We start from the raw sequence: 17971 nt of genomic DNA, 5'->3' as shown, positions 1-17971 counted from the left end.
CCCGGAGGGCCCGGCGCCCCCCGGCGGCGCCCCCGGCCCGCCCCCCGCGCGCCCCCCGGGCGCGCGGCGGACATCGGCGTCGACGTCGACGACCCCGGCTGGCCGGTGATCCGCCGGGTCGCGGCGGGTCTCGCCGGCGACGGGCGCTGGCACGTCCGGGAGAGCCAGGCGTTCTTCGGCATCCGCGCCGCCGGCTGGGACACCAAGTTCGGTGACGACCTGCCCGCGTACGCCGCCGCGGTCCGCGAGCTCGGAGTGCGGCCCGGGGCGGCCGTGCTCGACGCCGGCTGCGGGACCGGCCGGGCGCTGCCCGCCCTGCAGGACGCCGTCGGGCCGGCCGGCCGGGTTCTCGCCCTGGACGTGACCCCGGAGATGCTCGCCGCGACCCGCCAGGCCGGGCGCGCCGATGCGGCCAGCCTCGTCCTCGCCGACGCCCGCCGGCTGCCGCTCGCCGACCAGTCCCTCGACGCGGTGTTCGCCGCCGGCCTGGTCCATCACCTGCCGGACATGGCCGCGGGCGTCGCCGAGCTCGCGCGGGTCAGCCGTCCTGGCGCCAGGCTGGCGATCTTCCACCCGTCCGGCCGGGCCGCGCTCGCGGCCCGGCCCGGCCGGCCCCTGCGGCCCGCCGAGCCGCTCTCGGCCGCCCGGCTCGGTCCCCTGCTGGCCGCGGGCGGCTGGCGGCTGGACGGCTACGACGACCCGCCGCACCGCTTCCTCGCCCTCGCCACCCGCGGCCAGCGGCCCACGGGCGAGGCCTAGTTGCCCTGACGGTGGACGTCTGCGCGTCGCCTTGATCGCCGTTTTCGCCCTCGGGTGGTCACGAAACAGGCCTGGCTACGACCATTTGAGGGCCGAAACGGCAATCATGGGGACGCCGGAGCCGCACTTCTGGGGCACCGCACTTCTGAGGCACGGCCTAGGCGCCGCCGCGCCGGGCGTTGTAGACGACGACGTCCGGGCGGCCGCCGTAGTCGGCGAAGACCTTCAGGGCCTCGTCGCGCAGGACGTCGGTCCGCACGGTGATGCCGCGGCCGGCGAACTGCTCGGCCCAGTCCTCGCGCATCGGGCCCTCGTCGAAGCCGGTGAGCGTCTCGATCTCGTCACCCGAACCGGCGATCGTGAGCAGCTGGACGCCGGACCACATGGTCGCTCCGTAGCACATGACGCAGGGCCGCCAGTTGACGACGAGCTCGACGGGGGTGCCTGCGGCGCTGAGGTCCCAGCGCCCGAGGCGGGCCTGGGCGAAGGACAGGGCGACGACCTCTGCGTGCATCGACGACAGCCCGGTGGCGAGGACCAGGTTGACGCCGGCGGCGTAGATCTCGCCGGTGTCGGGGCTGGCGACGACCGCGGCGAACGGTCCACCGTGGCCCTCCCGGTGGTTGCGGTCCGCCAGCCGGTGCACGAGGCGCATCCGGTCCTCGACGTCGGGCAGCACGGAGCCGGCGGCGTTCACCTCCTCGTCCACCCAGGCCGGCAGGGTGACGTTGAGCGTCGTGACAGGACTGGTGCTGCTGGTGTTGGTCGTGACGGGACCGGTGCTGCTGTTGGCGTTCACGCGGGGTGGCCCTCCCTGTCAGGTGGTGAACGTGTCAGGCGGTGAAGAAATGGCTCAGGCCCAGCGCGCGCAGACCGCGGCGGTAGGCGACGGAGCTGCGGTCGGCGGGGATGTTGACCTCGATGCGGGGGTCCAGCGGCAGGTTCTCGGGCCGCTGCGCCTCGACGATCGCCCGGTCCTCCTCGAAGATCCGCAGGTTGAAGTCGAAGATCTCCTGGTCGGGCTGGCCGGTGTCGAAGTTCTTCGCGATCGGCGCGAACATCCTGGTCCGCCGCGCAGACACCGGCGAGGCGGCGTTCATGATCGACAGGCGGCCCTCGCCCGGGAAGTGCACGACCAGCGTGGCGGTGAACGGCAGATGCGCCTCGAAGTGCCGCAGCCAGCGGAACCCCGGCTCGCCCTGGCGGCCGCCGTGCGGGTAGTTGCCCACGGTGCTCCAGTAGTCGGCGACGAAGCCGTTCTCGGTCGGCGCGGGGGAGTACTCCGGAACCTCGGTGTCGTTCGGGTCGCCGAAGGTGGCGGTGTGCACGAAGGCGAAGTGTGCGACGTCCAGGAAGCCCTCCACCTGGCGGCCGGCGAACGCGGCGACGTCGAAGGGCGGGCAGGTCACCCGCTGGAACCCGGGCTCGTCCCAGTGCGGCATCCGCGGAATCGCCGTGCCGCAGGCGGTCCCGTTGTCCGTCCCGCCAGCGGTGCCGTCGTCCGTCCCACGCTCCCGGCCCCGGGCCGTGTCACCTGCCGTCCCGCCAGCCCGGCCGCCGGCCGTGCCGTCGTCGCCGTCCTCGGCGGCGGAGCCGGGGCGGCGGTCACCATCGCGAAGACCGACCGCGCGCCCTGCGCCGCGGACAGGTGCGAGACAGGTCCAGACCAGTCCGTAGCGCTCGACGGCGGGAAACGTCGTCAACGCCATCCGCGCGGGGATCTTCGCCTGAGGATGCGCCGGGATCGCCACGCAGGCGCCAGCGGGCCCGAACCGCAGACCGTGGTACGCGCAGGCGATGCTCTGCCCGTCACCGGTGGCCATCGACAGCGGGACACCGCGGTGCGGGCAGATGTCGCGGGCGACGACCACCTCGGCGCCGGCCCGGTAGATGACCAGTCGCTCGTCGAGAAGACGGGCCGCGACGGGCTGGTCGCCGACCTCGCGGGACAGGGCGACGGGGTACCAGTGCTGGGCGAGGATCGCCCAGTCGTCGGGCTCGAAGGAACAGTCGGTCGGCAGGGTCACCGACGCGGCGGGCGCGGTGAGAACGTCGGCCATCGGGATGCCTCGCAGGGTTGTGGGCCGCGCGCGGCGAGGCGCGCGGGACGAAAGGATCGGCTGGTGCCGGCTACGGCACGAGGTGCGGCCGGACGTGTGGCAGGCCTGAGGTGCGGCCGGCACGAGGTGCGGCCGCCGCGAGGTGTGGCCGCCGCGAGGCGCGGTAGCCACGAGGGCGGGGCCGCTTTGGCCGCCGGGCCGGTCAGGGGCCGTCAGGCGCCGTGCGCGATCCGTCCGCGCGTCCAGGCGTGCCGGTGGACATGGCGGCGCATGTCGACGCTGCGATCCTGCGTCATCCGGCACACCTCCTTCCCGTTGCTTCCCGTTGCGAACTCCCCGACTCTCTGCCGCCGGCGTTACGTACCGGTGGCATCCGTCGAACAACCGCGTGTCGGTCCATCCTGCCCGGCGCCTGACCCGGGCGGGCGCGCGGCCCGACCGACACATCCGGCCGGGGAAACTTGCCGCAACGCGACGAGTTGATCCATGCCCGGTGCCCGGTGCCCGGTGCCCGGTGCCCGGTGCCCGGTGCCCGACGCCCGACTGCTGGCAACTCGGCCCGATCCGCCGACCGGGTCAGCATCGAGGTTGTCGCCGGCCGATAACCGAGCCCATGCGTCCTGATCCGGCCACGCCCGTGCGCCTCCCAGAGCGCCAGATTGACCGCGCGAGCAACTGCGGCGACCGCCAAGGTCCGCCCGTCGCCTTGATCGCTGTTTTCGCCTTCTGGTGGCTACGAAACAGGCCCGGCAGCGACCACCGGAAGGCCGAAACGGCGATCATGGCGACGCCGGCACGGGCGAACCTTGCCGGAGGCGGCACTACGTCAGCGTCAGGTGTTCTGCCGCCTCCTTCAGATGCCGCCGGACCACTGGTTCCACGGTGGTGTCCTGGGACGGGTCGTTGATCCAGGTCGTCGCCTGTTCGAGATACCACTCGACAGCCCACAGCCGGTGCCAACCGAGCGCCCATGACGCCGCCGGCACGCCTCCCCGGGGCTTCGCTGCCTCTGGCGCGCCGCCGGCGGCCACATACGCAGCGATCAGTCTGTCGAGCGCCTCGACGTCCGGCGGCCCGGTCGTTCCCTGCCAGGACGCCAGGTCGATGAGTCCCGGGCCGACGACGGCCCGTGCCCAGTCGAGCAGCCGCCACCCTTCTTGGCCGACGTGCAGGCTGGTCGGGTGGAACTCCGAATGGCACAGGCCGAACGGCGGCATGGCGGCGTCCGCAGCCCGATCGTCGGCGACCGTGGCGAGAACGCCCAGCAACACGCCAAGGTCATCGGTGTCCTGCCAGCGGCCCCGCGACCGCAGTTCCATCAGGCTTGTCAACGCCCGTCCAGGCAGGTCCGCCATGGCGGCAACGTCGAGCAACGGCAGCCAGTCCGGTGGCTTCGCGCCGTGGGCGACCACCGCGGCGATCGCGCCCTCGGCGTCCGTGGCCTCGCGTTCCGGGTCGCCGAGGTCTTCGAGCAACATCCCGAGATGCTCGCCGTGCCGGACGCTGGCCAGTAGACCGGCAACCGGAACGTCCTGCCTCGCGAGCGCCCGTAGAACGTCCGCTTCGCCGGTGAATGGCTCCCGCGCGTACTTGAAGATGACCTGGCCGCTGGACGGGAGCCGGACCCGTTCCACGCCGGACATCGCCCAGACCCGGAGCGGTGAGCGCGCCACCTCGCCTGCCTCGCCAATCTCTGCCAGCAGCGCGGCAAGCAGCGACGCGGAGTCGACCATGTACCAGGACCGTCCTTTCTGCTTCTCGTGGCTTGTCAGGGGAGGCGGCCCCACCGGCCTGTGGGCTTGTTGAACGGCGATTCGGGGCCGAGAGATGTGGCGGTCAGAATGGGCAGCGGGTCTCAGAGGAAACTCGCTCGGTGGGGATTTCGGATCGGCTTCGCCGCAGGCTGGCGTGGTTGTTTTCGGGTGGGTCGAGGTGGGTGGTTGCCTCTTCTTCGTTGGTTGTCGTGTCTGTGGTGAACGTGTGGTGGGCTGGGCTGGTCCAGACAAAGACGCCGGGTTTTGGCTGATCGAGAGTCCAGCCGCCGATGTGTTTAGCGCGGTGATGGCGCCGACAGAGGAGGCCGAGGTTGTTGAGGGCGGTGCGGCCGCCGGCGGAGTGGGCGATAGTGTGGTCAATGTCGGTGTGGACCGCGGGCATGCCGCAGCCGGGGAAGAGACATCGTGTCTGCTGGTGGCGAATCAGGCGGGCGAGCGCTGGGGTGGGAACTCTGCGGTGGCCGAGATCGAGGACGGTCCCCGTCGCCGGGTCGGTGAGGACGCGGCGCCAATGGGCGTCGGCGGCCAGAGCGCGGCCGACCTCGGCCGGGATCGGGCCGTAGCCGATGAGCTCCGCGGGATCCTCGTCCAAGCCGGCCAGCGTGCCGACAGGGGCGATGACCTGGAGTTCGACGCTGACGTACTCGCGGCGGTTTCCCAGGAGCAGGGCGGTGAGGACGTCGGCGCGGCGGGCGTCGATCGGGCGGGTGTCGCCGTCGGCGTGGGCGTCGGTGCTCGCGATCCGGTGGACCCGGTCGTAGATCGCCTGGGCGTCCTCGGCCGTGAGGACCGCGGTCAGGAGAGCCAAGCCGTCGTCGAGGGGTTGGATATCGATCCTGCGCTCGGACTGCGCCTGTCGCCGGCGTTTCGCGGCGGCGTCCGGGTCGATCCGGGCGACGAGTCGGTGGATCTTGCGGCGCCACTGGGGCGGGGAGGCGAGTCGGCTGCCTGCGAGCATCGTGGCCTCGACCATGGCTCGTTGGCCGGCGGTGAGACAGATGGTGAGCCGATGCAGTGCCATGAGCCGGGTGTGGTCGAGCGTGCCGGCGGTCAGCTCGACGAGCGAGGCGGGCAGTTGATGGGCGATATCCCAGGCGGTGGCGAGCCGGGAGGACGTCGTGCGCGGCGACTGGCCCATCTCGGCGGCGAGTTCGTCCGCCGCAAACCCCGAGTACGGGTCGCCGTCCTCGTCGTGGCCGCTGTCGGGAACTGGCGGCCGGAGCCTGGCGAGGTGCACCTGGGCGTGGATCGTCAGGCCTTCCAACCGAGCGTTCCATCGGGCCAACCGGCTCGCCGGCGCCAACGTCGCCGTCGCGTCACTGACGGCCAGACCGTTCAACACCTCGTCGAAGACCGCGTCGACGTCGTTCAGTCTGTCGGCGAGGTCGACGTCGGGCGTGTCGTAGCGAGAGAGACAGGTCTGAGGCGGCCGGTCAACGGCTGGTGGGTCGCCAACTGAAGAACGCGTGAGCGGCCCGCGGAGGGGTGGGTCGTCAGGTGCCTGGGAAACCGGCGAGGCGACGGCGGGCGGCGGGGCGCAGCCCGCGCCCGATTCGAACATGAATTCATGATATCGCCGGGCCGAAAATGCGCAAGTGACTGGAATGATGGTACGCGCTTCTCGGAGTTTATGCAGGGAAACCGTCTATTCGCGGCGGAAGTAGCTTCCGTGAATCGGTTGCCGGAATCGTGGGCCAAAGACCTAGGCACGTCGACGTACCGCCCAATGCCGCTGCTTCTCGTGGCAGGCCCGCCCTTGGCCGTCGCCGAGGTCACGAACCAGTGCCGCGACCGACAAGGTCTGCCCGTCGCCTTGATCGCTGTTTTCACCCTCTGGTGGCTACGAAAAAGGCCGGGTAACGACCACCGGAGGGCCGAAACGGTGATCATGGGGACGCCGGAACGGATGAACCTCGCCAGGGGCGGTACTAGTGCCGCGTCAACCGTGGTTGGGCGGGCGTTCGTGGTCACTGGTCTGGTTCCGTCGAGTCCTACCTCAGGTCGTCCGCACGCGTCTTCTATCGACCATGAGGTAGGGCCGGCCTTCTATGCCTGGCCAACCTTGGGAGGCCGGAAGCGGGCGAACCTTGTCGGAGGGGGCACTGGTCCTGTGGTCGGGCCTGGGAACGTCGCCGGGTCTGACCGAGAGTAGGCCCCGGTCGCCGGAGGGTAGTCCACGGCCTCGATTCATCAGTGACAGTGATGACCGCAGCGAATGTTTGGTCGTTGAAGCGGGCGCACAGGGTTGGTCCACTGATCTCGTGACGTCAGTTCGCGATCAACGGGGCGTCAGCCTCGCACGCACCGCTTCCATGAAAGGCCGTTTTCCTGTGACCACCACCGAAACCACCCGCGCTGTTGTCGCCGCCTACGTGGCCGCGCTGCGCCGAGGCGACCTGGCGGCGTTGCGGGCGAGCTTCGCGCCGAAGGCGACCTGGACGATTCGCGGTGACCTTCCGGTGGCCGGCACCTGGACCGGCGCCGATGAGATCCTCGACGGATTCCTCGCCCAGGTCGTCGCCACCCTTGACCCCGAGGTGGCGGTGACGCAGACCCTCCACCGGATCCTCGCCGATGGCGAGTACGCCGTCGCCGAGTGGACGAGCCACGCCCAGGCCCGCTCCGGCACGCCGTACGACAATGACTACGCGGTGCTGTTCCAGGTACGCGACGGCCTGATCGTCTCCGTCCGGGAGTACTGCGACACGTCCTACATGAAGCGAGTGCTCTTCGAACAGTGACCGCATTCGCGCGAATCCTGGTGTCGCCGATGATCTGCCGGTCTCTCGCGCGCGCATGATCGCCGTTTTGGCCCTCGACTGGTCGCCGTCGGGCCGTGATTACAACCAGTTCAGGGCGCAAACGGCGATCATGCGCAGCCGGAAGCACCGCCCCTATCGGATGCTGACGGTGGTGCGGTGGTGGCTTGGTTTCTCGACTTCATCGAGTAGGGCGACTGCGAAGTCCGGGTACGTGATCCGGCTGTCCGCGTCGCCGTGCTCGGCGATCCGGTATCGGCCGGTGCCCGGGCCCTCGTGGTCGAAATCCCCCGCGGGCGCCACGTAGACCCAGTCCAGGTCGCATTTGCGCAGCTCAGCGAGGCCCGCCGCGTGCCCGAGCGAGAAAGAACGGTACTCGTTCGGGTAACCGGGCTCGTCCATCAACGCCGAGCCGGACGCTCCGGGCAGGACGGAGGCGAGGCCGACGACGACCAGTCGGCCCACGCCGGCTTTCGCGAGCCCGGCGGCCAGTGCGCGGGACGACGCGGTGAAGAACTCGTCCGCGGGTACGGACAGGTCCGCTGCGGCGCTGATGGCGACCGCCTGGCCGGCCGCCGCGCGTTCGACGTCCGCGGCGCTGGTGACATCGCCCGCGATCACCTGGGCGTCCCGCAGATCACTGTGCTTCGAAGGGTCACGGACGACCGCGGTGACCTGGTGGCCACGCCGGAGCGCCTCGGAAACGGCCCGCCGCCCCGCCCGTCCGCCCGCGCCGAACACCACGATGTTTATCGTGGAAACCGCCTGTCTCCAGGGCCGGCGCCGTTGCGCCGGCCGGCAGGCGGACGTTATGCGGGTCGGTGGTTACCCGATGGATACCGGCTACGGTGAGACCATGAGGGAGCCGCTGCCCGCCGACCTTTTCGACGAGCTCTGCCCGTCGTCGCTCAACCCGATCCGTTTCGGTGACAAATGGGCGGCGCTCATCATCCGCTGCCTGGAGGACGGCCCGCGCCGTTTCTCCGAGCTGCGCGTGCCGCTGAGCCGGGTCACTCCCAAGGTGCTTACCCAGTCGCTGCGAGCCCTCGAACGCGACGGTCTGGTCATCCGTGCCGTCCGGCCCGAGGCGGCCCGCCACGTCGAGTACGAGCTGACCGCCCTGGGCCGCAGCCTGCTGGAGCCGATGGCGGCCGCCTGCGCCTGGACGGCGCAACACTGGGACCAGCTACTCGAGGCCCGCGAGGCTCACGACGACGCCGCCAGACTGGACCGCGCGGGCTGAGCGGTCTCGGCCCGCGCCAGGTCGTCAGGTCGCCAGGTCGTCAGGTCGCCGGGCCGCCAGGTTGCTACCAGGACGGAAGCCAGCGGTCCGTGACCAGGTCGGTCAACAGGCGCCGGATCGCCAGGCTGTTGCGGTCGGCGCGGGCGTGGACGTTCAGGTGCGGCGCGAGTGGGAACGGCGTCGGCAGCAGGTCGAGCAGGGCACGGTCCTCGCTTTCCACGGCGACGTCGAAGGCGAGGATGTCGGCCGCCGGCCGGTCCTGTTCGGTGTCGGTGCGCAGGACCAGCTGGACCAGGCGGCAGCTTTCGTCGTCGACCGGCGTGATGGCCTTGACCATCAGGTGCCGCAGGCCGTCCGGATAGGTGATGTGGATGTGCCCGAAGAACGGCGCGTAGAGCTTGGAGACGGTGGTGCGGGTGGTGGTGCCGATCTCGCCGGGCCTGGAGTCGACATTCACCTGGCCGAAGGTGCGCAGGCCGTAGGGTTCGCGGGTCACCTCGGTGTCGGTCAGCTCGGCGCGGTCCGGATTGCCGAACGTGTCGCGGTGGACGAAGGCGACGTGGCCCGGGTCGAAGTTGTTCTCCAGCAGGTGCATGGCGGTGCAGTCGAAGTCGAACTCGTACTCCGGCACCCGCCGCCAGGCGGGGTCGTCGTACTCGGGCACCGGCGGGATGTCGGCGACCGGGTCGTCGGCCAGGCAGACCCACACCATTCCGTACCGTTCGCGAGCCGAGACCATGGTCAGGCCGCTTCTCGTCGGGTGCGGAGCGTCGGGGAACTGCGGAATCCGCTGGGTGTGCCCGGCCCGGTCCCATTCCCAGCCGTGGTACGGACAGACGAGATGGCAGTTCGCGACCCAGCCGCGCGACAGCGGCGCGTCCCGGTGGGCGCACCGGTCCAGCGCCGCGCTGACCGGGGCGTCCGGCGACGGCCGCCACAGCACCAGGGGAGTGTTCAGGACGGTGACGGCGACCGGTTCCGCGCCGACGTTGTGCGCGAGGCAGGCCGCGTACCAGAACCGGCGAAGGACCGGATGGTCGGAGACCACGAGATGGTCGGGCCCGTCATGCCGTGTCACCCGGTCCGGGTTCTCGCCGGCGGTGGAGCTCTGTAGGGCGGCCCTCATGGCAGGGACTGTCCTCCGATGGCCGGGCGGAGGCGGTGCGGAACCGCCGGCTACCCACTCGGCCGCGTACTGAGCGAACACCGACGACATCGCGACCCGGTTTCGGCCGCGTTGCGCCCGAGAACCGATTCGCCAAAGGTCACCGCCGCCGACCAGGGGGCCGGTCAGAACTGGGTGCCGCCGTCGATGTTGATGACGGCGCCGGTGAGGTAGCCGGCGCGGGGCGAGAGGAGGAAGGCGAAGAGCTCGCCGACCTCGGTGGGCGTGCCCGGGCGGCGCAGGGCGACGTCCATGTGCCACTCGTCGACCATGACCTGCTCCAGCAGGCCCTCCGGCGGCACACCGCGCTGCTGCGCCAGCGCCTGGCGCATCGACGCGAGCGAGGCCGTCTCGATCGCGCCGGGGCAGACGCAGTTCGCCCGGACCCCCGAGCCGCCGTACGCCCGGGCGACGGTCTTGGTGAACGCGGCGACCCCGCTCTTCAGCGTCAGGTACGGCAGCCGGTCGGGATGGTAGGCGCGCATGCCGTAGGCCCCGGTCGTCACGACCGTCCCGCCGCCGGCGGCGACCAGGTGCGGGACGGCCGCCCGGACCGTGCGCACCGTTCCCATCAGCACGTCGTCGACGGCCTCGGCCCAGACGTCGTCCGACGCCGTCTCCAGGTTGCGGTGCCCGGCCATCGAGGTTCCGGTGGTCACGGCGAGGCCGGCGAGCCCGCCGAGCACCTCGACCGCCTCGGCCAGGATCCGCTCGGCCTCGCCGGGGCGGCTGACGTCGCCGATCACCGCCGCCGCCCGCCGGTCGCCGACCCGCTCGACGGCAGCCTTGGCCCGGTCGGCGTCCCGGCCGACGAGCACGACCCGCGCGCCGTCGGCGACCAGGACCTGCGCGGTCGCCAGGCCCATACCGGCCGTGCCGCCGACGATGACGAACCCGCTGTCACGGATGCCGAGGTCCATCTCAGCCTCCGACCCGGTGGCGCCGAAGCGGGGAACGTCGTCGGCCCAGCGGGGCCCAGGTGCTGTCCACGTGGTCAGCTTAGGCCGAAAGGTCTAGATCTATCAACGCGTGCCGCGGCGTCGGCCGCTGACGACGGCGACCGCCGCCGACCCGGGGGCAGGCGGCGGTCGGTGGACGGTCAGAAGGCCGGTTCGCCCTTGAGCATGCCGCCGGCGTCGAGGCGCAGGTTGAGGCCGGTGATGTACTTCGAGTCGTCGGAGGCGAGGAACAGCACCAGCGAGCTCACGTCGTTCGGCTCGATGTACGGGATCGGCATCGACTGGAGCACGGGGAACGCGAGCTCGGCGTCCTCGCGGGTCGGGTTCTCCAGGTCGGGGCGGAACGTCTTGTAGATGCGCTCGTTCTGCAGCAGGTTGGTGTTGACGTTCGTCGGGTGGATCGCGTTGAGCCGCACGTTGTGGGGCGCGAGCTGCAGCGCGAGGACCTCGGTGTAGCGCGCCACGGTCTGCTTGGCCCAGGAGTAGCCGACCCCGCCGGTGTTGCCCATGACCTCGGTGGTGCCCTTCATCATGCCGGCGGTGGAGCCGGTCAGGATGATCGAGGCGCCGGCCGTCAGGTGCGGCAGGCTGACCGCGACGGTGTTCATGACGCCGATGAGGTCGACGTCGGTGCAGTCGACGAAGCCGCTGGCCAGGGAGAAGTCGTCCCAGGGGCAGACGCCCGCGTTGCCCAGGACGATGTCGAGGCGGCCGAACCGGGCGATGCCCTCGTCGACGGCGGCCTTCAGCTGCGAGCGCTCCCGGACGTCGGCCTTGACCGCGACGATGCCGCGGCCGAGGGCCTCGACCTCCTTGACGGTCTGGGCGAGGTCCTCGGGGGTGCCGAGCGGGTAGGGCACGCTGGCGATCTGCTCGCAGAGGTCGATCGCGATGATGTCCGCGCCCTCGCTGGCGAGGCGGATCGCGTGGCTGCGGCCCTGGCCGCGGGCGGCGCCGGTGATGAAGGCGACCCTGCCCTCAAGCTTGCCCATGAGAAACCCCTTCGGTTGTCGGTACGACGGCGGCGCGGATAGCCGGCGCGCCCCGACGGAATGAACGCTCTTCTGAAAGGTATAGAGGTCAGCGAGGAGAGGCGCTAGAACAGCCGCGGTCAGCCGGCGGCGGGAGCGCCGGCGGTGAGCAGCCGTTCGACCCCGGCGACCATGTCGGGGTACCGCCTGGTCCGCGCGCCGCCGTCGATGCTGTAGAGCGCGCCGGTGATGAACGAGGCCTGGTCGGAGGCGAGGAACGCGACGAGGTTGGCGATCTCCTCCGGCTCGGCGAACCGGCCGAGCGGGGTGTTCTCGACGAACTCGTCCAGGACGCCCGGCAGCGCCCACACGCCGCCGGTCTGGGCCGTGCGGACCAGCCCGGGCGCGAGCGCGTTGACGCGGATGCCGTGGCGGCCGAGCTCCAGCGCGGCGACCTCGGTCAGCGCGACGACGCCGGCCTTGGAGGCGCAGTACGCGCCCATGCCGCGGCCGGCCTGGATGGCGTTGAGGCTGGCGAGCGCGATGATCGAGCCGCCGTGGCCGGCGTCGCGCAGCACCCGGCTGGCGTGCTTGACGGTCAGGAACACCCCGTGCAGGCAGAGGTCGACGACGCGGCGCCACTCGTCGAAGTCGTGGTCGGCGATCTCGCTGAGCGTCCCGCCGCCGGCGTTGGCGACCGCGGTGTCCAGCCGGCCGAACCGCGCCGTGGCGAGGTCGACGAGCGCCGCGATGTCGTCCTCGACGGTGACGTCGCAGCGGATCGTCGCGAGCGCGTCCGGGCCGAGCTCGTCGGCGAGCGCCGCGAGGCCGGCCTCGTCGACGTCGCCGGCGACGACCCGCCCGCCGTCGGCGACGAACCGGCGGGTGACCGCCCGGCCGATGCCCTTCGCCGCTCCGGTGACCACCGCTACCGGCGCCGGTGCCGATTCGTTCATCGTTCTCCCCGATCAGAGACAGGCCAGAGGGCCGTGGTCAGTGGGCGTCGCGGGTCAGTGGGCGCCGCGGGTCAGTGGGCGTCGCGCTGCAGCAGGAGGACACCGGACGGGGTGCCGCCGCCGGTCGTCACGACGGCGGTGCGGGCGTCGGCGACCTGGCGGGCGCCGGCCTCGTGGCGCAGCTGCGCCACCGCCTCGTAGAGGAACCCGAAGCCGTGCGTGCGGCCCTCGGAGAGCTGGCCGCCGTGCGGGTTCACCGGCAGCTCGCCGTCCAGCGCGATCCGGCGGCCCTTGTCGATCCAGTCCTGCGCCTCGCCGAGCCCGCAGAACCCGAGCGCCTCCAGCCACGAGACGGCGTTGAAGGTGAAGCCGTCGTAGAGCAGCGCGACGTCGACGTCGGCCGGGCGCAGGCTGGTCCTGCTCCACAGGTGCGCGGCCTGGCCGAGGACCTGCGGCTCGTGGGTGAGGGTGCCCTGGTCCCAGGAGACCCGCTCGTTGATCTGGGTGCCGACGGCCTCGACCCGGATCGCCGGGCGTGGCCGGTCGCCCGCGGTCTCGGCGGCAGAGACGATGATCGCGATCGAGCCGTCGCAGGGCACGTCGCAGTCGTACAGGCCGAACGGCGAGCTGATCGGCCGGGCCGCGAAGTAGTCGTCCATCGTCATCGGGGTGCGGTAGATCGCGGCCGGGTTGCGGGCCGCGTTCGCCCGGGCGTTGACCGCGATGGCGCCGAGCAGCTCCCGGGTCGCGCCGTAGCGGTGCAGGTACTGGTTGGCGTTCATGCCGATCCAGTTCGCCGCCGACATCGCCCCGAACGGCCCCCGGTACTCGAACATCCCGGAGACCCGGCCGCCGCCGCCCGCGTGGATGCCCAGGGCGGCGGAGGTGGACGCCCAGACCGTCCGGAAGCACAGCACGTGGCGGCACAGCCCGCTCGCCACGGCCATCATCGCGGCGATCACCGCGCCGCCCGGGCCGGGGATGTCCATGCCGCCGTTGATCCAGGTCGGGTTCAGCCGCAGCGCCTCCTCGACCGCGGTGACCCCGCCCTCGCTCATCCCGCCCAGGGCGCCGTCGCCGCCCGGGTAGGTCGAGAGGCCGTCGATGTCGGCGAGCGTGAGGCCCGCGTCGGCGACCGCCTCCAGGCAGGCGTCGACGGTCAGCGACAGCGGGTCGACCATGAGCCGCCGGCCGATCGCCGAGCGCCCGATGCCGGAGAGCACGGACCGGTGCTCGAACCGCTCGTCGCTGACGGGCGGGCGGGGGACCGGCCGGCTCGGCTCGGGGACGCGGTCGACCGGGTCGGTGCCGCCGGTCGGCTCGAACAGCGGCAGCCACACGTCCTCGTGCTGCTCGAACCGGACCGCGACCTCCTGGCCGATGTGCACCTCGTCCGGCGCGCAGCCGACGATGTTCGTGGTCAGCCGGACGTCGGCCTGCTCGGCGAGCGCGACGACCGCGATGACGTAGGGCGGCTCGAAGCCCGGCAGCCACTGGTGGGCGTTCACGGTGAAGCCGATGACCGTGCCCCGCCCGGAGACCTCGGTCGGCGCCGACGCCCGGCTCCGGCAGCTCGGGCAGATCGGCACGGGCGGGTGCACGAGGGTGCCGCAGTCGGCGCAGCCCTGGATTCGCAGCCGGCCGTCGGCGCCCGACGTCCAGAACCACGTGTTGGCCGGTGTCAGCTGCGGGAGAGGCCGCACGGTGTTCGCTCCTCGGGAGTCGGTGGGCGGGGCGTGGCCGCCCCGGAACGGATCGGTTCTTCGCGAGGCCGAGCAGGGTGTGTCGGCGGTCGCGGGCCGATCGATGTACGCACCCCACCGGGGGCCTGTTATATGTAGATGTATCACGGCGGCGGTGCCCAGGCGGGGTGTGGTGCGTCGGCCGCCGACGATGACCTTCTCCGGCGGTGGGTCTCGACCAGCAGCAGTCTGACAGCGTCCCGGTCTCCCGGGCGCGTTCGTCCCCGAGGAGTTCACCGTGACCGACGCAGTCATCGTCTCGACCGCGCGTACGCCCATCGCGCGGGCCCGCAAGGGATCACTGGTCAGCCTGGACGCGTTCCAGCTCGCCGAGGTCGTCGTGCCCGCCGTGCTGGAGCGTTCCGGGGTGCCGGCCCGCGACGTCGACGGCCTGGTGCTGGCCGAGGCGTACCAGGGTGGCGGTGTCCTGTCCCGCAACGTCGCGGTGCGCCTCGGCCTGGCCGACGTCGCCGGGATCGCGACGAACCAGCACTGCGCCGGCGGCCTCGCGGCCGTCGCGATCGCGGCGGGCAGCGTGCGGGCCGGCATGGACCAGGTGGTCATCGCCGGCGGCACCGAGAGCCTGACCAACAGCGCGATGACCACGACGAGGCGGGGCCCCGACGGGAACCCGGTGACGTGGGTGTCGGCGTCGCACCCGGAGACCGCGGACGCCCCCGCCTTCGACATGTCGATCACCGTCGGTGAGAACACCGCCCGTGAGCTGGGCCTGACCCGCCTCGACGTCGACGAGTGGGCCGCCTACAGCCACGGCCAGGCGATCGCGTCGATCGACGGCGGCTACTTCGTCGACCAGATCGTGCCGGTCAACGTGCCGCAGCCGGACGGGACGACGAAGGTGTTCGACACCGACGAGTTCCCGCGCCGGGGCACGACAGTGGAGACGCTCGCCCAGCTGCGGCTGCTGCACCCCGAGCTGCCGGACGCGACGGTGACCGCCGGCAACGCCGCCGGTCTGAACGACGCCGCGGCCGCCGTCACCGTCGTCAGCGGCGAGTACGCGGCGGCGCACGGCCTGGCGCCGCTGGCCCGGATCCGCTCGTGGGCCTCGGTGGGCCTCGCCCCCGCGCTGACCGGGCTCGGCCCGTCGCTGGCCATTCCGAAGGCGCTGGACCGGGCCGGCCTGACGCTCGCGGACATCGACCTGTTCGAGGTCAACGAGGCGTTCTGCTCGGTGCCGGTGGCGACGATCCGCAAGCTCGGCATCAAGCCCGAGATCGTCAACGTCAACGGCAGCGGCGCGAGCCTCGGCCACCCGATCGCCGCCACCGGTGCCCGGATGGTCGTGACGATGGTCGACGAGCTGCGCCGGCGGGGGAGCTCGCTCGGCGTCGTGTCGATGTGCGCCGGCGTCGGCGTGCCTAGGCCCCGGCGGGCTTTCCGGGGCCGCGCCCGTCGCGTACCGCCGCCGCGATGAGGCCGATGACCCAGGTGGCGGCGCTGGTCGCCTTCTCGGGGTCGAGGTCCCACGTGGTGACCATGCGCTCGAAGGTGCCGACGCTCCAGTAGGCGTCCAGCGCCGCGGCGGTCATCTCGCGTTCCTCGTCGGTCCAGCCGGCGGCTGACTCGGTGAGCGCGGCCCGCAGCGCGCGGCGGCGGCGTTCGTCGAGCGCCGCGAAGGTCGGGTCCTCGATCGGCTGGCTGTCGATCGGGAACGTCGCCAGATAGGTGAACGTCTGCGCGATCGTCTGGCCGAAGTTGTCGAGGGTGAGGTTCTCCAGCTCGACGCCCGCCTCGGTCTCCAGCTGGCGCAGGACGGCGTCGCGTAGGTTGCGCTCGGTGGCGAAATGCCGGTAGACCGTGCTCTCGTTCACCCCGGCCCGCCTGGCCACCGCGCGGACGGTCAGGTTGCGCCAGTCCCAGTTCGGCAGCTCGTGCACCAGGTCCGTGGCGGTGGCGACGATGCGCTCCCGGGTCGCCGCTGCCTGCCTGGAGCGCTGCGAGTTCTCGTACGAGCGAGCCTTCGGGGACTGCCGGGCGGCGCCGCGCGGCCCGTCAGGGGCCGATCCGGTGCCTGAGCCGCCGGCCACCATCGGGTTCTCTCCTCCGTGTGCGTCGCGAGGCCTGTCGCCGGACCTCGTCGATGTACCGGCGCCTGCCCTGGCCCGAGACCTGGTCATTGTTCCGGGCACCAGCGCGGCCCGGCGTCGAACCTAGTCGCCCGAACCTAGTCGCCCGACCCTGGCAGGTCGAGATCGCCGCCCCGTGAGACGCGGCCACCCGCGTTCCGGGCGGCTCTTGGCGGCGCCGTGACTCGTGCAAGACTTCTTGCACGAGATGGCCTACGCTGTGCCTGGGTTGTCTGAGATCCACCGGTTCGGTCCACCGGATCGGCAAAGGCCTGGAGGCGGCTGTGACCACTACGGAGCTCCCCGCGCGTGCGTTGGACCCGACGCGCGACGACCGCAAGTCGGCGGCTCTGGCGGCGCAGCGGGTGCACGCCGACGCCGGGGCGCGGGTGGTCGGCAGCTTCGAGCTGGGCCGCGCGATCCTGCGCAGCGCGCAGATGCGGCAGGCCGGTGCGAGCTCCGACCAGATCGACCCGGAGGACGAGTTCTGCCCGGTCTTCTTCCTCGACGGCGACAGTCACCGCCGCCGGCGCACGGCGATCGCCCGGTTCTTCACCCCGAAGGCCATCAGCGCCCGCCACCGCCTGGTCATGGAGCGGACGACCGAGGAGCTGCTGGCGGGGGTGCGGGCCACCGGAACGGGCCAGCTCGACAAGCTCAGCTACAAGCTCGCCGTCGCGGTCGCCGCGGAGATCGTCGGCCTGACGGACAGCAACCAGGCCGGGATGGCCAAGCGCATCCAGGCGACCCTGCTCGGCACCCGGCTGCGCGGGGCGCACCCCGTCGTGCGCTTCGGCCTGCAGGCCGTGACCGCCGTGCACGCGATGCGGTTCTTCGTCCGCGACGTGCGCCCCGCGATCAGATCCCGGCGCGAGCGGCGCCAGGACGACGTCATCTCGCACCTGCTCGACGAGGGTTACCCGGACAAGGCGATCCTCACCGAGTGCATGACCTACGCCGTCGCCGGGATGGTGACGACCCGTGAGTTCATCGTGATGGCCGCCTGGCACCTGTTCGACGACGACGCCCTGCGCGCCCGCTTCACCGCCGGCGACGAGGCCGACCAGACCGCGATCCTGGAGGAGATCCTGCGCCTGGAGCCGGTCGCCGCGATGCTCCACCGGCGCTCCACCGAGGACGCCGACCTTGGATTGGACTCGGTGAAGGCGGGGGAGCTGCTCGCCGTCAACATCCGGGCCGCGAACGTCGACCCGGCGACGGTGGGCCAGTGCCCGCACGCGGTCGACCCCGACCGGGCCAGGCGTGAGAAGACCGTCGGCTCGTACATGAGCTTCGGCGACGGCAGCCACCGGTGCCCCGGTGCCCAGGTCGCGATCACCGAGACCCGGGTGTTCCTCGACGCCCTGATGCGCCTGCCCGACGTCCGCCTCGCCCGCGTCCCGGACATGACCTGGTGCGACGGGCTGATGAGCTACGAGCTGCGGGACGCCGTCGTCACCTGCTCGACGAGCTGAGCTCGGTCAGGCTGGGC

General features: G+C 71.9%; 16 protein-coding genes. 5 read left to right on the top strand and 11 right to left on the bottom strand.

Annotated elements, in window-relative coordinates; all coding sequences use genetic code 11:
- On the top strand, window positions 1-759 hold a 759-nt coding region (locus I6A60_RS11900; RefSeq protein ID WP_203055609.1), incomplete at its 5' end, for a class I SAM-dependent methyltransferase.
- Window positions 760-916: 157 nt separating this feature from the next.
- Here I6A60_RS11900 and I6A60_RS11895 read toward each other — a convergent pair.
- The 4 genes from I6A60_RS11895 to I6A60_RS11880 form a co-directional block, all read right to left on the bottom strand.
- A complete protein-coding gene (locus I6A60_RS11895) occupies window positions 917-1558 on the bottom strand; it encodes a nucleoside deaminase (RefSeq protein WP_203015474.1) in 642 nt (213 codons plus the stop codon).
- A 34-nt stretch (window positions 1559-1592) separates the two neighbouring features.
- The gene (locus tag I6A60_RS11890; RefSeq protein ID WP_203015475.1) at window positions 1593-2819 is read right to left on the bottom strand and encodes an aromatic ring-hydroxylating dioxygenase subunit alpha; all 1227 of its coding nucleotides are present in this window, start codon (window positions 2817-2819) and stop codon (window positions 1593-1595) included.
- Window positions 2820-3640: 821 nt separating this feature from the next.
- Window positions 3641-4552 (bottom strand): phosphotransferase, encoded by a 912-nt coding sequence (locus tag I6A60_RS11885; RefSeq protein ID WP_203015477.1) that lies wholly within the window; start codon window positions 4550-4552, stop codon window positions 3641-3643.
- 103 nt (window positions 4553-4655) lie between these two features.
- Window positions 4656-6155 (bottom strand): HNH endonuclease signature motif containing protein, encoded by a 1500-nt coding sequence (locus tag I6A60_RS11880; RefSeq protein WP_203015479.1) that lies wholly within the window; start codon window positions 6153-6155, stop codon window positions 4656-4658.
- A gap of 769 nt (window positions 6156-6924) precedes the next feature.
- Here I6A60_RS11880 and I6A60_RS11875 point away from each other — a divergent pair.
- Window positions 6925-7335, top strand: coding sequence for a nuclear transport factor 2 family protein (locus I6A60_RS11875; protein WP_203015481.1), 411 nt, complete (start codon window positions 6925-6927; stop codon window positions 7333-7335).
- A 153-nt stretch (window positions 7336-7488) separates the two neighbouring features.
- Here the strand turns inward: I6A60_RS11875 and I6A60_RS11870 are convergent, their stop codons facing one another.
- The gene (locus I6A60_RS11870; protein ID WP_203015577.1) at window positions 7489-8106 is read right to left on the bottom strand and encodes an NAD(P)H-binding protein; all 618 of its coding nucleotides are present in this window, start codon (window positions 8104-8106) and stop codon (window positions 7489-7491) included.
- Window positions 8107-8209: 103 nt separating this feature from the next.
- Between I6A60_RS11870 and I6A60_RS11865 the strand changes: the two genes are divergently transcribed.
- Window positions 8210-8596: a helix-turn-helix domain-containing protein gene (locus tag I6A60_RS11865; RefSeq protein WP_203015483.1), complete on the top strand. Its 387-nt coding sequence runs from the start codon at window positions 8210-8212 to the stop codon at window positions 8594-8596.
- A gap of 64 nt (window positions 8597-8660) precedes the next feature.
- On the opposite strand, the gene I6A60_RS11860 is transcribed toward I6A60_RS11865, so the two are convergent.
- The 5 genes from I6A60_RS11860 to I6A60_RS11840 form a co-directional block, all read right to left on the bottom strand.
- The gene (locus I6A60_RS11860; protein WP_203015484.1) at window positions 8661-9722 is read right to left on the bottom strand and encodes a Rieske 2Fe-2S domain-containing protein; all 1062 of its coding nucleotides are present in this window, start codon (window positions 9720-9722) and stop codon (window positions 8661-8663) included.
- A 164-nt stretch (window positions 9723-9886) separates the two neighbouring features.
- Window positions 9887-10681, bottom strand: a complete 795-nt coding sequence (locus I6A60_RS11855) for an SDR family NAD(P)-dependent oxidoreductase (protein ID WP_203015485.1) — start codon at window positions 10679-10681, stop codon at window positions 9887-9889.
- Window positions 10682-10860: 179 nt separating this feature from the next.
- Window positions 10861-11712 carry a mycofactocin-coupled SDR family oxidoreductase gene (locus I6A60_RS11850; protein WP_203015486.1) on the bottom strand — a complete coding sequence of 284 codons (852 nt, stop codon included), beginning with the start codon at window positions 11710-11712 and terminating at the stop codon, window positions 10861-10863.
- 119 nt (window positions 11713-11831) lie between these two features.
- Window positions 11832-12647 (bottom strand): SDR family NAD(P)-dependent oxidoreductase, encoded by an 816-nt coding sequence (locus tag I6A60_RS11845; RefSeq protein ID WP_203015489.1) that lies wholly within the window; start codon window positions 12645-12647, stop codon window positions 11832-11834.
- Between the two features lie 71 nt (window positions 12648-12718).
- Window positions 12719-14350 carry an OB-fold domain-containing protein gene (locus I6A60_RS11840; RefSeq protein ID WP_203015491.1) on the bottom strand — a complete coding sequence of 544 codons (1632 nt, stop codon included), beginning with the start codon at window positions 14348-14350 and terminating at the stop codon, window positions 12719-12721.
- Window positions 14351-14627: 277 nt separating this feature from the next.
- Between I6A60_RS11840 and I6A60_RS11835 the strand changes: the two genes are divergently transcribed.
- Complete coding sequence (locus I6A60_RS11835; RefSeq protein ID WP_203055608.1) at window positions 14628-15827, top strand: thiolase family protein; 1200 nt, start codon at window positions 14628-14630, stop codon at window positions 15825-15827.
- On the opposite strand, the gene I6A60_RS11830 is transcribed toward I6A60_RS11835, so the two are convergent.
- Window positions 15772-16443: a TetR/AcrR family transcriptional regulator gene (locus I6A60_RS11830; RefSeq protein WP_203055607.1), complete on the bottom strand. Its 672-nt coding sequence runs from the start codon at window positions 16441-16443 to the stop codon at window positions 15772-15774. The genes I6A60_RS11835 and I6A60_RS11830 overlap by 56 nt on opposite strands.
- Window positions 16444-16763: 320 nt before the next feature.
- Between I6A60_RS11830 and I6A60_RS11825 the strand changes: the two genes are divergently transcribed.
- Window positions 16764-17954 carry a cytochrome P450 gene (locus tag I6A60_RS11825; RefSeq protein ID WP_203015495.1) on the top strand — a complete coding sequence of 397 codons (1191 nt, stop codon included), beginning with the start codon at window positions 16764-16766 and terminating at the stop codon, window positions 17952-17954.
- Window positions 17955-17971: the final 17 nt, after the last annotated feature.

It is taken from the genome of Frankia sp. AgB1.9 (assembly GCF_016786355.1).
In the GTDB taxonomy this organism is placed as follows: domain Bacteria; phylum Actinomycetota; class Actinomycetes; order Frankiales; family Frankiaceae; genus Pseudofrankia.
Note: the sequence above shows the minus strand (reverse complement) of the source record. Positions and strands in the feature narration are given on the sequence as shown.

Coding starts and splice junctions, on each gene's coding strand:
- I6A60_RS11890 (WP_203015475.1), bottom strand. CDS start 2,819: ATGGCCGACGTTCTCACCGCGCCCGCCGCGTCGGTGACCCTGCCGACC.
- I6A60_RS11860 (WP_203015484.1), bottom strand. CDS start 9,722: ATGAGGGCCGCCCTACAGAGCTCCACCGCCGGCGAGAACCCGGACCGG.
- I6A60_RS11845 (WP_203015489.1), bottom strand. CDS start 12,647: ATGAACGAATCGGCACCGGCGCCGGTAGCGGTGGTCACCGGAGCGGCG.
- I6A60_RS11850 (WP_203015486.1), bottom strand. CDS start 11,712: ATGGGCAAGCTTGAGGGCAGGGTCGCCTTCATCACCGGCGCCGCCCGC.
- I6A60_RS11830 (WP_203055607.1), bottom strand. CDS start 16,443: ATGGTGGCCGGCGGCTCAGGCACCGGATCGGCCCCTGACGGGCCGCGC.
- I6A60_RS11865 (WP_203015483.1), top strand. CDS start 8,210: ATGAGGGAGCCGCTGCCCGCCGACCTTTTCGACGAGCTCTGCCCGTCG.
- I6A60_RS11855 (WP_203015485.1), bottom strand. CDS start 10,681: ATGGACCTCGGCATCCGTGACAGCGGGTTCGTCATCGTCGGCGGCACG.
- I6A60_RS11885 (WP_203015477.1), bottom strand. CDS start 4,552: ATGGTCGACTCCGCGTCGCTGCTTGCCGCGCTGCTGGCAGAGATTGGC.
- I6A60_RS11880 (WP_203015479.1), bottom strand. CDS start 6,155: ATGTTCGAATCGGGCGCGGGCTGCGCCCCGCCGCCCGCCGTCGCCTCG.